We start from the raw sequence: 13620 nt of genomic DNA, 5'->3' as shown, positions 1-13620 counted from the left end.
TAAGCCCGACAATGTCGGGCTTAATTATTCATATTCAGAACTAGATTAACTCTAATAACGCCTGTAACGGATGTTTAGGCTTAATGTGCTCAAAACGTTTCACCTGACTTCGGCAAGAGTAGCCCGTGATCAAGCAGCGTTCTTTTGGCAGTTTTTCTAAACTTGGTTTCCAGCTTAGCCCGTAAATATCTTTCGAGATTTGCAGCTTATCAAGCTCATGACCAAACGTACCCGCCATACCACAACAACCAACAGGTACTGTTTTTAACAGTCCGCCAAAGTGAGCAAAAATTTCTCCCCACTCTTTTTCAGCGTTCGGTAACTTGGTTTTTTCAGTACAGTGCGCGAGTAAATACCACGCTTCGCCGTTGGTGCTGTCTGTGGTTGCAAACTCAGACAAACGCGGTTTCATCCATTCATGAACCGTTAACACAGAGAAATCTCCACGCTTGTCACCAAGCACTTCTGCGTATTCATCGCGATAGCAAAGTACCAACGCCGGATCAACGCCAACCATAGGAATTTCAAGATCCGCCACCTTCTCTAGGAAAGCCGCTGTACTTTCTGCCGTTGCTTTAAACTGCTTCAGGAAACCTTTGATGTGCTGTGCTTTGCCGTTTGGCTTGAACGGTAACAACACCGGCTTCTTACCCAGTTTAATGGCTAATGCGATGAAGTCTTCCACCACTTCAGCATCGTAATAACTGGTGAATGGGTCTTGAACGATGATGACATGTTGCTCACGCTCATCTTTAGAGATGCCAGCCAAATACTGCATATCAAAAGTAGCAACTGGGTGACGACGAGTACGCTGTGCAAGCGTAGGAACTGTCAGCAATGGCGCATCCACATAGCCAACCGTTTTTGCGGTTAGGCTTTGAACCCATTTTTGTTCCAACACACCATTGACCAGTTTCGGTGCTTTGCCCATCAGCGGTAACATAGTTTCGATATTTGCCACCAAATAGTCTTTCACCGGACGCTGATAGCGTGAGTGATAGATATTTAAGAAACGCGAACGGAAACTAGGAACATCAACTTTGATGGGACACTGGCTTGCACACGCTTTACACGCCAAACAGCCATTCATCGCTTCATACACTTCATGTGAGAAGTCATATTCGTGACGTTGGTTGATGCGATTGCGAATTCGGTCAATCATGGTTTTGATGCTGGCCGTCTTGGTCAGTGTTTGATTTTCCAGATCCAGAATATCAATACCCTGCTCTGTAAGCTGACGCAGCCATTCACGCACCAGACCCGCACGACCTTTCGGCGAGTGACGACGATCCGCCGTGACTTTCATTGACGGACACATAGGTGAGCTGGTTTCGTAGTTGAAACACAAGCCGTTACCATTACATTCCATCGCTTGTTTAAAGCTGTCACGCACTTGAACATCGATTTGTCGATCGTAATAACCACGTTTTCTGTCTGACACTTTAACCAGTTCAAAATTAGTGTTGAGCGGCGTACAGATTTTGCCTGGGTTCATCTTATTGTGCGGGTCGAAGGCTTCTTTCACGCGGCGCAGTTCGGTAAACAGCTCTTCACCAAAGAATGCAGGGCCGTACTCCGAGCGGTAACCTTTGCCGTGTTCACCCCACATCAAACCACCATATTTCGCCACCAGCTTGACCACTTCATCAGAGATTTCGTGCATCATCAGCTCTTGCTTCGGATCGCAAAGATCCAACGCTGGGCGAACGTGCAATACACCCGCATCGACGTGACCAAACATGCCATAAGCAAGTTGTTTCGAATCTAATAGTTCACGGAATTCAGCAATAAAGTCCGCTAAGTTTTCTGGCGGAACACAAGTATCTTCGGTAAACGGTACAGGTTTAGCTCGCCCTTTCGCTGCGCCCAACAAACCTACCGCTTTTTTACGCATGTTGTAGATACGGTTGATGCTGGCTAAATCCGTGCACACTTGGTAGCCGATAATGCCACCTCGCTGATTAGCCAAAGCTTCATCAAGACTTGCCGTTAGCTTTGCCACTAAAGACTCTACCGTTGCTTCATCCTGATCGGCGAACTCAACGATATTGATGCCTTGCATCTCTTTGCCCGGAACGTCCGTGATAAGGTCACTGACGCTATGCCAGACGATATCTTCTTTGGCAAGGTTAAGAACTTTAGAATCGACCGTTTCAACAGATAACGCTTCCGCTTCGACCATAAGCGGTGCATTACGTAAGGCGGAATCAAAGCTGTCGTATTTCACGTTCACTAAGGTACGTGCTTTAGGAATACGAGTCAGGTTAAGTTTGGCTTCGGTAATAAATGCCAATGAACCTTCGGCACCACAAAGAACGCGAGTGATATTAAACTCTCCCGTTTCTTCGTTGATGGCATTTTTCAGGTCATAACCGGTGAGGAATCGATTAAGAGGAGGAAACTTATCGACAATCTGCTGACGCTTGTCACGACATACTGCTTCGGTCACCTGCATCGCTTGATAAGCGTAATTACCTTCTTCTGGCGTGCCGCGTGACATGTCGGTTTCAAGAATCGAACCATCCGCGAATACGGCTTGCAGAGACAATACGTGATCAGAAGTTTTACCGTATTTCAATGAACCCTGACCAGAGGCGTCAGTGTTCACCATACCGCCTATCGTTGCACGGTTACTGGTAGAAAGATCAGGAGAGAAGAAAAAGCCGTATGGACGAACAGCGTCATTGAGCTGATCTTTAATCACACCGCTTTGAACACGAACCCAGCCTTCTTCAGCATTAATTTCAAGAATCTGATTCATGTAACGAGAAAGATCGACCACGATACCTTTAGTCAGAGCCTGACCGTTAGTACCGGTACCACCACCGCGTGGGGAAAAAGTCACTCTTTCAAATTCAGGTTTAGCACTCATCTTACCGATTAGGGCAACATCTTCCGTGGATTTAGGCAAAATCACAGCTTGGGGGAGTTGTTGGTATACACTGTTATCAGTGGCTACTGCCAGACGGCTAGAATATTGAGTTTCGATATCGCCAGTAAAACCAGCAGCTTCTAGTTCATGTAAAAACGTTAATACAACCGGATCGACATCAGATTGAAAGTGAAGTCTTGGTAACATTTGCTTCCTGCCCGTAAGTCGCTGATCCAATCAGCTATGGGTTTATAGGTTAATTATATGAATTCGGTCACTTTACAACATTTGAAAAGGTGATCAAATCAGAATCTCGTTGACAGAGCGAATCAAATACATTTTTCTAACTGTTCAAATTCGATTCGCTTGAAAACATAAAGTTACAGCTGTGCAAACGTTTGCCAAAAAGCTGGGCTAAAAAGTTGTTATGCATTACCAAGGCCGATTGGCCTTTACGGATACACCATGAGAAAAAACAAAATCGTAACCACGGAAGATATCTTGCTAAAGCTGTGTCAATCCGTCTCTTCAGTTCTTACTTCCGCAACCAACTCCAACATCAACTATTCGGCGATGGTGCAGAAAATCAACAAAACCTCTCTTAAACCAGATTTTGGTTGTTTTGTGCTATTTGATGGTGGCTTTTCGGGACTAGTCGTTATCAACTTTACCGCAAAAGCTGCCCTTGAGGTTTACACAAACTACATGCGTAGCATGGGTATGCCTGAAGAAGAACTGGCTATTCTGCACACTTCTGACGAAGTGGGTGACGTACTGGGCGAACTGATGAACCAGTTGGTTGGAGACTTCACCAACAAGATCCGTAAAGAGCTACAAACCAACATCACCCAGAACCAACCAAAAATGTTGTCTTTGAATAAGCAGGTTATTCTATCTGTCGATACCAACCTCGACAGACCTCAAGTGAGACGAGTGACTTTCTCTACTGAGAAAAACAACATTTTCTACTTAGAACTCGCCATGGATAAAACAGAGTTTATCCAACTTGAAGACTTCGAAATGGCCGAAGACGAAAGTCCAGATTCTATTCTTGAAAGTACTCAGAAAGGTTTAACGGCAAAGAAAGAAGATAAGCAAGAGGATGACATTGCGTCAGACCTGTTGGACGAACTAGGCTTATAGTATTAGTTGCCACCCACAAAGGTGGCTTCTTCCCTTCCCCTAATGCTGCAAAAACGTTAAAATATCGGACTTTTCTAATCTCGGTAATAGGTCAACAGACCCTAAAGTTTTTGAATGTCGATTGATAAAAAGAAAGCCCTGAAAAAAATTGCCAAGTGTTTAGAGCTTGGAAACTCAGCAAACGTAAACGAAGCCGCCAATGCGATAAAAATGGCGCACCGTTTAATGCTGAAATATGGTCTTGATAAAGATGATATTGAATTCATTAAACTGGGTAAAACACAGTCTAGCCACTTACTGCCCGCCTCTATCAGCTCAGGTATATTACGCATCATTCGTGGTATCAATACTAAGTTTGGTGTAGAAGCTGTGCTTATCAATCACAAAGGTTTAAAACGCGTAGAGTTCATTGGTGAAGCCGATAGAGCCATCTTCGCCGCATTTGCTTTTGATATTGTTTACAGAGAAATGAACGAACATACAGGACAATTCCGCAACAGCTTTGCCGGCAGCGGGACATCGACACTTGAAGTAAATAGACGTGTCGGTTCTTTTGTGTCTGGATGGATTGAAGGTGCGCTGGAAAAACTTCCTGTCATATCGCCGGATGAAGACTCTGCAAACAAAATCAACGACTACATTGATAAAGAATTTAAGAACGTTGACCGCGAAACGTTCAAGCAACAGCTGCGTGAGGCAATGAAAAACCTGACTGCGGATTATGAAGTAGGTTTAAAAAAAGGTCGCAGAGTTTCTGTCAATCGCCCGATAAATGGCGCACAAGCACCTAAACTATTGAAGTAGACCTTTCGTTGAAAGTTTTTCGTCAGTCCTACGTCAAATCAGACTTTTCCTAGTTGATCTTCTCCTTCGAATTTCGTCTGATGCATGCGGCAAAAAAACAAGACATGGAGTAGATACCTTGAAAAAAATCACATTGGCCCTAGCAGTGGCAATTGCATTATCTGGCTGTCAGGCAACTCAACGCCAAAACGCGACAACCGGTGAAACAGAAACAAACTCTGCAACCAAAGGTGCTTTGCTCGGTGCTCTAGCTGGTGCAGCTGCAGGTTTAGCGACAGGTGATGACGCAAAAGAGCGTCGTAAATACGCACTGATTGGTGCAGCAGGCGGCGCTGCTGTCGGTGGTGGCGTTGGTTACTACTTTGACCAGCAAGAAGCCGTGCTTCGTAAAGAACTTTTAAATTCAGGCGTACAAGTGGAGCGTGTGGGCGAAAACCAACTGCTTCTTCGTCTGGAAAACGGTATTGGTTTCTCTAGCAACTCCTACCAACTAGACTCAAGCATTCACAACACACTACGCGGTGTTGCCCGTATTCTTGTTGAATACCCTGATACAAGCCTTGTCATTGATGGTCACACAGATAGCACTGGCAGTGACAACACCAACCAAGTTCTGTCTGAGCGTCGTGCTGAATCTGTTCGCTCATTCCTAATCTCACAAGGTGTTGCGACAGGTCGTGCAATTGCTCGCGGAAATGGCGAACGCTACCCGCTTTGTTCAAACAGCACTACGCAAGGTCGTTCATGTAACCGCCGTGTAGAGATCCAAATTCTACCGTTGAAATAAGCCATCGAGAAAGACGCTGAAGTAGCAGAAAACGGAGTTTGATTGGCTTTAAAAGATAACTCCGTTTAACTCGTCAACGACTAGCGTTAAGATAGACTTAGTTTAAATCCCAGCTTTAAGGCTGGGATTTTACTCAAACTACTTGGAGTTGCAGGTAGGCGACAAGTGAGTGAATCCCCATGAGCATAGATAAATTATGTGATTGGGGTGAACGAACGTAGGCAACACAGCTGCAGCTTCAAGTAGGAAGAGTATATTCTCTGAAGTAGAACACGGAAGGTCATCTTGAATCGATTGCTAATAGGGCTTGTTTCTCTCTGCTGGGCTTTCTCCTCGTATGCAGATACATCCTCGGATCCTCAAATAGCTGAGTTATTGAGTAAAGCCAGCAATAACGATGCGGTGGCACAATATCAGTTAGCCCTTCGCTACCAATCTGGTGACGGAATTCCTCAAAATCTAAGCGAAGCCTTTTACTGGTTTCAACAATCCTCTGAAAGAAATCAGCCTCAAGCAATGCATCAACTGGCTAAAATGTATATACGAGGGCAAGGCACTGAAATCAATACTGCTGAAGGCATCTACTGGCTAACCAAACTGGCTACGCAAGGGAACGCTAAGGCGCAATTTGAGTTAGGCAAGCAGTATCAGGCTATAAAGAACTCCCCGACGTCACAACAGATGGCAGAGATTTGGTTTCGTACAGCCGCCGAATCACTTCCTGAAGCCGAGCAAGCATACAGTCAAATATTGGAAGATAAGTTCAACCAGCAAAGAGCAAAACAGGTATCTGCGATTGATCAGCTCGACAACGAAGCAAATTCTCAGCAAGAAACACTTCCTACGCCTTCCCGTTTAGACTTAGATAAACTGAATTGGGTTTATGTCGTGATACTGGCGTCGATTGCTCTACTAATGCTTGTTACCTCACTCAATCAGCGCCAAAAAAGACAAAAGCATGAGGCAGATGCGTCAGACCAGTTAACAGAGCAACAACAGCTAGAGCAAAAGCTAGAGCAAAAGCTAGCCGACAATATCGCCGTGATTAAGAAGCAAAAAAGGCAACTTGAAGTTCTTTATCAGGAATTAAAGCGGTCACAAAAAAACCAAGCGAACACAAATCAAGATCAGAAGTTTCAACTCGCCTGCGCAGTGTTTGGCTATCACCCGAGTCAAGTACCTGATGAGAAAGCTATTAAGGTTCGCTATAAGCAGTTATCCAAGATCTACCATCCAGATATGAAAGGTAGCGACGAAGAGATGAAGCGTTTAAATGGCGCTCTCAAAACCATCCTAAATAAAGTTAACAATTAGTTACAACTAGAATCGAGAAATATCTCCAGCCCTTTTAAATACTTAGATTTTGCAATCGATAACACTCTCAATATCACAACATTTCATTAACCTTATTCAATTTACTGTGGCATAATCCGCGCGAAATTAGCGCCTAACAGCTAAGAGCCTTGTCCTATCACTCTCATGCTTAGTGAGAAGTTGAGTGACGAGTCTTTTAATTACCAGTAAGGAGAAGAAATGTTTACTATTGAAGGCGTGTGTGACTGGTGCAAAAGACCAAGTTTACTACTGACAAAACACGAATATGTAGATGGCAAAGCCCATCATTCATGTGAGCGTTGCAATGACTTTGCACGTATGGATGTAAGACAATTCAACATCGCAGAACAAGCAATGAGGGAGCGACAACAGCCCCACTCCCTGTGAGTTTATAAATGATTAGCTTCTATTGGCATGACGAAATCTGTGCTTAGAATGATACATAGACTGGTCTGCAATATTTAACACATCATCGAGGGGAAGGTTTTTCTCAAATTCAAAAGCCATCCCCGTTGAAACACTCACTAATAACTCAACACCAGTACCGCAGTTAGAAAGTGTAAACTGCTTAATGTTCTCGAGCATTTGTTCGGCCTGTTGCACATCAACGCGGGTGATCAACACAAACTCATCCCCACCGATTCGGTATGCATCCCCTTTCCATAAGCGTTTAATGTTGCTACCAAGCTGCTTAAGTACTTTATCGCCAACACTATGACCATAAGTATCGTTAATGAGTTTAAACTTGTTGATGTCCAAGTAGACAAGAACTTTATTCTTAGGAAACACGTTTCCATATTTCTTGTAGAGAGCCAGTCTGTTCCTTAATCGTGTTAATTCATCAGTAATCGAACGTCGATGGAAAATAAAAACCACACTGATTAAAACAGAAATAATAAACATAAACCGAACAACACTATTTCTTCTTATTTTCTTTTGTGTTTGTATCGTTGTATACCAATCTGGCGGATAATCATATTTTTCAATCGTACCTTTAACATCGATCAAATTTATTGCTTTTGAGAACAGCTCGGCTAATTTTTTACCTTTCTCATTTTTCTGGAACCCAAACCCCAAGTTGTAGGAATAGAAAACACCCACATCTTTATCTTCGATAATAGAAAGAACATTTTTCGAACGACGCAACTTATCATTAAGTGTTGCTCTAATTATTGCAATATAGTCTACTTCATTTTTCAGTAAACCGTTTAATAAGTCATCTTGCGTTTTATAGTATATAAACTTTTTCTCCGGCAACATTTGATTAAGAGTTGAAGCCAGAAAGTTGCCTTCTACCACACCGATTCTTTCAATGAACATTTCGGAAATAGAACGATACACTCCGTCATTATAATATTTACGTTTAACTAGAATCGCTTCTGGACTGTAATACCCTTCGCTGAAATAGAACAGTTCCTTACGTTTATCTGTAATTGCAAGCGGTGACAAAACATCAATAGTCTGATCTTTTAAACTGCCGTACATACTTGCCCAAGATTCATCAGCCTGACTGACAAGCTGACAGTCAATCTGTAGTACATCACAGGCTTCGAACAATATGTCAGCAGCAATACCATCAGCGTTGCCGTCAGTATGATAGTTAGCAAATAATGGCATGTTTTCTAGCTTTATTTTAAGCGGCTCTAATACATTGACACCACTTTGGATTACTTGCTTACGCAGAGCTTGCTTGCGTACAGACAACTGATAGTTGTCAATGGACTCTCGCAACAGTTTTTGAAAATCTGTAGTGTGCGCATGAGCTTCAATAAGGCGCAGCAATTGCTGATGTTTTCCTTTTGGGGTAACAACTGATACTGGATGTAGAGAGAGATGGTCATTGAATAATCGTTCATCCACACCAGACAACATCATCTTTTCTAACTGGTTTATCGCATCAACGACCCCATCAACCTGTCGAGACTGCAACATAGCAATTGCTTCGTCAATGCTATGAAATTCAACAAACTTTAAATTAGGAAAATCTTCCGCAATGGTGCTCTTAATTGTGGTACCTTCAGGTACAGCCAGTATGGATATTTTATCAAGTTCAACGCTACCTAAAGTAAAGAGATAAATATATTCAATACCGATCGGCAGAGAAAAATCTAAGGCTCTAGCTCTTTCTGGTATATAAGTAACATTCGAAAGAAAATCGACATAACCTAGCTCAACAGCTTCTAATGCATCAGCGAAATTTTCAAATTCTATATATTCAAAATGTATATTATTTTTCTTAGATACCGAATCAAACAATATCTTTGTCATAATATCATCGGTTTCCGTTGCAACTAAATATCTGCTTTCATTATTTGCTAACACTCCGAATGAACACAAGAAAATAACAAGCAATAAAATATATTGAAACTTAAACATCGACTGCCTTATTTTTATAGATTCAAGCCATCTTGGCTTTATACATTTGAGTATCGGCGATATGAATACAGTCATCAAGTAATAAACCATCATTGCTAGACAAATAATAACCGTAAGAAATTGTCACATTAAATTTTCGGCAACTATGGTCAGTAAACTCAAAGCAACCAATATTTAACAACATTCGTTCAATATCTTGTTCGCGAATTCTGCCGATTAAAATAAATTCATCACCACCGATACGATAGCTGTCACAGTTCCAATAATGACGTATATTTTCAGAGATTTTCTTGAGCACCTCGTCTCCTACGGCATGACCGTAGGTATCATTTACCGTTTTAAATTTGTTTACATCGAAATAAACCAAAATCTGACCAGGGTACAAACCATGTTTGTATTTTTTATATAAAGCCAAACGATTCTTCAGCTTGGTTAAACTGTCTGTGATCGACTGTTTATGCCATATGTACGAAAGGACAACTAATGTCAGCGTTATTACTAGAAAGAGTTGCTGACTCTGCTTAGTGAACTTTTTTTGACTGAACAGAGTCTGTTGCCAATCTGGTTGGTAATCGTATTTTTTTATGACGTTATTCATATCAATGAGTCGAATAGCTTCATTGAACAGTTCAGAAAGTTTTTTACCTTCATCATTCTTTCTGAAAGCAATGCCAATTCCATAACTGAAGACAGTGCCTATCGTATGATCTTCTACAATAGGGAGAATTGTTCGAGTGTCGCGAACCAATTCGTTGTAAGTCAAACGAGGCATGGCAATATAATCCACTTCATTGGCCAACAGCGCTTTCAGTTGCTCCTTGGCGGTTGTATAAGTGCGGAATGACTTGTGTGGAAGCCTTCGGTGAAGAACCTTTGCCGTCATTCCGCCTTTAATCACCCCTATTCTTTCAGAGATGAGTTCAGAAACAGTACGATAGACACCGTCTTTATAGCCATTACGCTTAACAACAATGCTTTCTGTTTTATAAAAACGGTCACTGATATGAACCAGTTCTTCCCGTCCCGGAACTATTGCTATCGGCGATAGAATATCTATCTCTCCACTTCGCAAGCTTTCATACATGGATTGCCAATCGCCTTCTGTAGCGGTTTGAACATCACACTCAAGACGCATAAGCTGACATGCTTCAAAGATTACATCAGCAGCAATCCCAATGACCTTCCCGTTGTCATTTTGTACGCCATAACGGCGGTAATCCTCGACAATAACTTTAAATGGGCGGCTTAAATCAACACCACTAAATAGCACTCGTTTTCGTAACGCTTGGCGTTGAACCTCAAACTGATAGTTCTCAGCAGTAGTCCTGATTAGGCGTTGCCGTTCTGGCTGGTGTAAATACTGCTCCATTTTTTTTAGCAGTTCGATGTTCTCAGGTTTCGCAGTCACTAGAGAAACTGGCTTTAACGGAAATTGATAGTTGAGCAGTTGGGCATTCATACCCGCTAATGCCATAACTTTCAATTGAACCGCAGAATCGACAACACCTTCCACTTTACCACTGAAGAGTAAATCTTTGGCTTCAGCGATCGTGTTGAACTCAACAACCTGAAGATTTGGGTTTTGCGTTCGCATTAACTCGGCAAACACTGTTCCACTGGGCACAGCGAGCGTTGAAATATCCTTAATATTGGTTTTTGTTGAACTAAAAAGATAAGTGTATTCAAGGTTGGTTGGTGCTGAAAATATCAGGTTCTTTGCTCGCTCATCGGTATAGGTAACGCTGGAAGCAAAATCAACCTCACCAGAAATAACGGCATCTAATCTTGGTGCATATTCAGCAAAACGGACCAGCTCGAAATTTACAGACAGTTCCTGAGCAACTCTTTCTAAAAGAGTTTCAGCAATAATATCTTCAGTACTGATAGCGATACTATAAGTGGATTTGTCAGCCGCAACAGCATTGCCTGTTAGCTTGGCCAACAAACATAAAAATAAGATGAGATGATAAAAACGCTGGACAACTTTCATTCGCTGCTTCGACTCAATGATTACAACAGCAAGTTTAATGAAACAAGGCAGGCCAGCCTATAGAGGCTCTCGTAGGAAAATTCTTTAAATCTTGATGACTCAGGGAAATATAACTGTACAGCATATAAAACCGCTGAATAGTCGCAACTCCAACTTCTTGATAAAAATAGCGATCCAGCGATTAATCCTGTACAGAATTCGTAAGACTAACCGCTGTCACTAACTTCCGCAGAATTTGAATGTACGATTGACCAGTCGCCAAACTCTACTCACTTAAACCACATTTACTTATCAATAAGTTACAAAATCAATCATAACTTTTTGCTCAAATTTCCCACAAAAACACAAATTTCTTCTTGATCAGTATTTGGTTTAATACTACTGTATACACATACAGCATGTATAAAAGGACAGTGTTATGCTAAATAGTGAATTGCTAGTTAACAAATCATTCGGTGTTGAATCAAACGTAACTCGCTTTGGAAATCCAACGAGTAAACATCATTCATTTTCAGCTACGCAAGCTGCAGATATGTTTGTTCGCCTTTCAAGTCTATCCGAGCACAAACAATGGATCCTGTTTACTGGTGAATGTCCGCGTCCTCAGTATCACGAGCTAGCAGCTCACCAAATACATTGCAGTAGAATCATTCATATGAAGCCATCGCAATCGCAATCAGAAATCACCATTGTGATGAAAGCTATCCAATCGGGTAACGCGAGTGCCGTGGTTGCCTCTGGTAACATCGATATCGTTAGCCAGAAACTACTCAAACAAATGGCAACAGAATACCGTTGTGAAGTGTTTTTCCTAGAACCTGCAGCACCACAATTTCACTAATCTCTATCACTGCCTTTTGCCCTCTCGATGAGAGGGCTTTTTCTGCTTTTTCACTGAATGTTTTACATCCCCACTCTCTAGCATTTCATTTTGCGCATGTTTGTATGACTCTATTTTTACACCATATCTACGAACAAAAAGATATTTAAGCAAACGTTTGCTTTTTATATGGCGACATAAAATAGTTCTGGTATGATGCGCGCAGTAATTGATATCTCACCGTGCTTAGATATCTTCTTTCTATACCCGAATCTCTTAGCTCTGCCATTGCGCCAGTCTATAAGTAGGATGGGTATATGACGTTTGAAATAAGATAGGAATGTCTCCATGAGCCTTGCTGACCAAGTTCTTGCCGTCAATGACGATCTCCCAATTCGTACCCATCAGCCTGTTCATAGCGGTAAAGTTCGCTCTGTGTACTGGCTAACTGAAGAAGACAGCCGTCGCCTTATCAAAGAGAAAGGCTATGATGTCGCTGAAGATGCACCACTTGCCATCATGGTGATCAGCGACCGTATCTCGGCGTTCGATTGTATCTGGCATGCTGAAGGCGGTATTGCAGGCGTTCCGGGTAAAGGCGCGGCACTGAATGCGATCTCTAACCACTGGTTCAAACTTTTCAAAGACAACGGTCTAGCAGATAGCCATATTCTGGATATCCCACACCCATTTGTTTGGATTGTTCAAAAAGCTAAGCCAATTAAGATTGAAGCCATTTGTCGTCAATACATCACAGGTTCCATGTGGCGTGCGTACGCAAAAGGCGAACGTGAGTTCTGCGGTATTGAGCTTCCTGAAGGTTTAGAAAAAGACAAAGCACTTCCTGAACTGCTAATGACACCTTCAACCAAAGGCATCCTTAAAGGCATTCCGGGAGTTCCTGAAGCCGACGACGTGAACATCACTCGTAAAAATATCGAAGACAACTTCGCGGCGTTCAATTTCAGCAAAGCGGAAGACATTGCACTGTACGAAAAACTTCTTAAAGAAGGCTTCGGGGTGATTAGCCAAGCACTCAAAGAAATCGGCCAGATTTTCGTAGACACCAAATTTGAATTTGGTTATGTCACTGATGCTAACGGCGCAGAAAAACTGATCTACATGGATGAAGTGGGTACACCAGACTCATCACGCATCTGGGATGAAGCGCAGTACTTGCAAGGCAACATCGTTGAAAACTCGAAAGAAGGCTTCCGCCAGTTCCTGCTAAACTACTTCCCTGACCCAGATATCCTTCTCAACAAAGATCGTATGCCCGAGCGTGAAGCACTGGCACGTGACAATGCTTTACCACTAGAAGCGCTAATGGATATTTCACGCACTTACTTGGGTATTGCTGAGAAAGTTGTCGGCCACAAAATTGAGCTAAGTGACAATCCAAAGCAAGAGATCATCAAGATTCTTGACGAGCAATATGGTCTGATTGATTAATCCTCTGATCAGCAAAAAGGGCGCTTAACTACCAGTTTCCA

10 protein-coding genes are annotated in these 13620 nt (G+C 42.3%); 7 read left to right on the top strand and 3 right to left on the bottom strand.

The features are described 5' to 3' along the window. Window positions 1–40: 40 nt before the first annotated feature. Window positions 41–3079: a D-2-hydroxyglutarate dehydrogenase YdiJ gene (ydiJ, locus tag AAGA51_RS05915; RefSeq protein WP_042488388.1), complete on the bottom strand. Its 3039-nt coding sequence runs from the start codon at window positions 3077–3079 to the stop codon at window positions 41–43. Between the two features lie 258 nt (window positions 3080–3337). Between ydiJ and AAGA51_RS05910 the strand changes: the two genes are divergently transcribed. The 5 genes from AAGA51_RS05910 (at window position 3338) to AAGA51_RS05890 (ending at window position 7328) form a co-directional block, all read left to right on the top strand. Continuing rightward, entirely contained in the window at window positions 3338–4015 is a 678-nt protein-coding gene (locus AAGA51_RS05910) for a DUF3334 family protein (protein WP_042488384.1), read from the top strand. A 120-nt stretch (window positions 4016–4135) separates the two neighbouring features. Continuing rightward, complete coding sequence (locus AAGA51_RS05905; protein WP_042488512.1) at window positions 4136–4819, top strand: DUF2786 domain-containing protein; 684 nt, start codon at window positions 4136–4138, stop codon at window positions 4817–4819. 118 nt (window positions 4820–4937) lie between these two features. Then, window positions 4938–5606, top strand: a complete 669-nt coding sequence (locus AAGA51_RS05900; RefSeq protein WP_042488382.1) for an OmpA family protein — start codon at window positions 4938–4940, stop codon at window positions 5604–5606. 285 nt (window positions 5607–5891) lie between these two features. Then, window positions 5892–6920 (top strand): J domain-containing protein, encoded by a 1029-nt coding sequence (locus AAGA51_RS05895; protein WP_042488378.1) that lies wholly within the window; start codon window positions 5892–5894, stop codon window positions 6918–6920. A gap of 219 nt (window positions 6921–7139) precedes the next feature. Beyond that, window positions 7140–7328 (top strand): hypothetical protein, encoded by a 189-nt coding sequence (locus AAGA51_RS05890; protein ID WP_042488375.1) that lies wholly within the window; start codon window positions 7140–7142, stop codon window positions 7326–7328. A 12-nt stretch (window positions 7329–7340) separates the two neighbouring features. On the opposite strand, the gene AAGA51_RS05885 is transcribed toward AAGA51_RS05890, so the two are convergent. Continuing rightward, window positions 7341–9317, bottom strand: a complete 1977-nt coding sequence (locus AAGA51_RS05885; RefSeq protein WP_042488372.1) for a GGDEF domain-containing protein — start codon at window positions 9315–9317, stop codon at window positions 7341–7343. A gap of 22 nt (window positions 9318–9339) precedes the next feature. Continuing rightward, complete coding sequence (locus AAGA51_RS05880) at window positions 9340–11307, bottom strand: GGDEF domain-containing protein (RefSeq protein WP_042488370.1); 1968 nt, start codon at window positions 11305–11307, stop codon at window positions 9340–9342. Window positions 11308–11839: 532 nt separating this feature from the next. Here AAGA51_RS05880 and AAGA51_RS05875 point away from each other — a divergent pair. Together AAGA51_RS05875 and AAGA51_RS05870 are read left to right on the top strand one after the other, a co-directional pair. Then, a complete protein-coding gene (locus tag AAGA51_RS05875) occupies window positions 11840–12148 on the top strand; it encodes a 50S ribosomal protein L7ae (protein WP_042488509.1) in 309 nt (102 codons plus the stop codon). A gap of 327 nt (window positions 12149–12475) precedes the next feature. After that, complete coding sequence (locus AAGA51_RS05870) at window positions 12476–13579, top strand: phosphoribosylaminoimidazolesuccinocarboxamide synthase (RefSeq protein ID WP_042488367.1); 1104 nt, start codon at window positions 12476–12478, stop codon at window positions 13577–13579. Window positions 13580–13620: the final 41 nt, after the last annotated feature.

It is taken from the genome of Vibrio diazotrophicus, from assembly GCF_038452265.1.
GTDB lineage: Bacteria > Pseudomonadota > Gammaproteobacteria > Enterobacterales > Vibrionaceae > Vibrio > Vibrio diazotrophicus.
The sequence above is the reverse complement of the archived record's forward strand: the minus strand, read 5'-3'. Positions and strand labels throughout refer to the sequence as shown.

Bases quoted from the DNA above. Each gene is read 5' to 3' on its own strand.
- ydiJ (WP_042488388.1), bottom strand. From the start codon at position 3,079: ATGTTACCAAGACTTCACTTTCAATCTGATGTCGATCCGGTTGTATTA.
- AAGA51_RS05910 (WP_042488384.1), top strand. From the start codon at position 3,338: ATGAGAAAAAACAAAATCGTAACCACGGAAGATATCTTGCTAAAGCTG.
- AAGA51_RS05890 (WP_042488375.1), top strand. From the start codon at position 7,140: ATGTTTACTATTGAAGGCGTGTGTGACTGGTGCAAAAGACCAAGTTTA.
- AAGA51_RS05885 (WP_042488372.1), bottom strand. From the start codon at position 9,317: ATGTTTAAGTTTCAATATATTTTATTGCTTGTTATTTTCTTGTGTTCA.
- AAGA51_RS05880 (WP_042488370.1), bottom strand. From the start codon at position 11,307: ATGAAAGTTGTCCAGCGTTTTTATCATCTCATCTTATTTTTATGTTTG.
- AAGA51_RS05875 (WP_042488509.1), top strand. From the start codon at position 11,840: ATGTTTGTTCGCCTTTCAAGTCTATCCGAGCACAAACAATGGATCCTG.
- AAGA51_RS05870 (WP_042488367.1), top strand. From the start codon at position 12,476: ATGAGCCTTGCTGACCAAGTTCTTGCCGTCAATGACGATCTCCCAATT.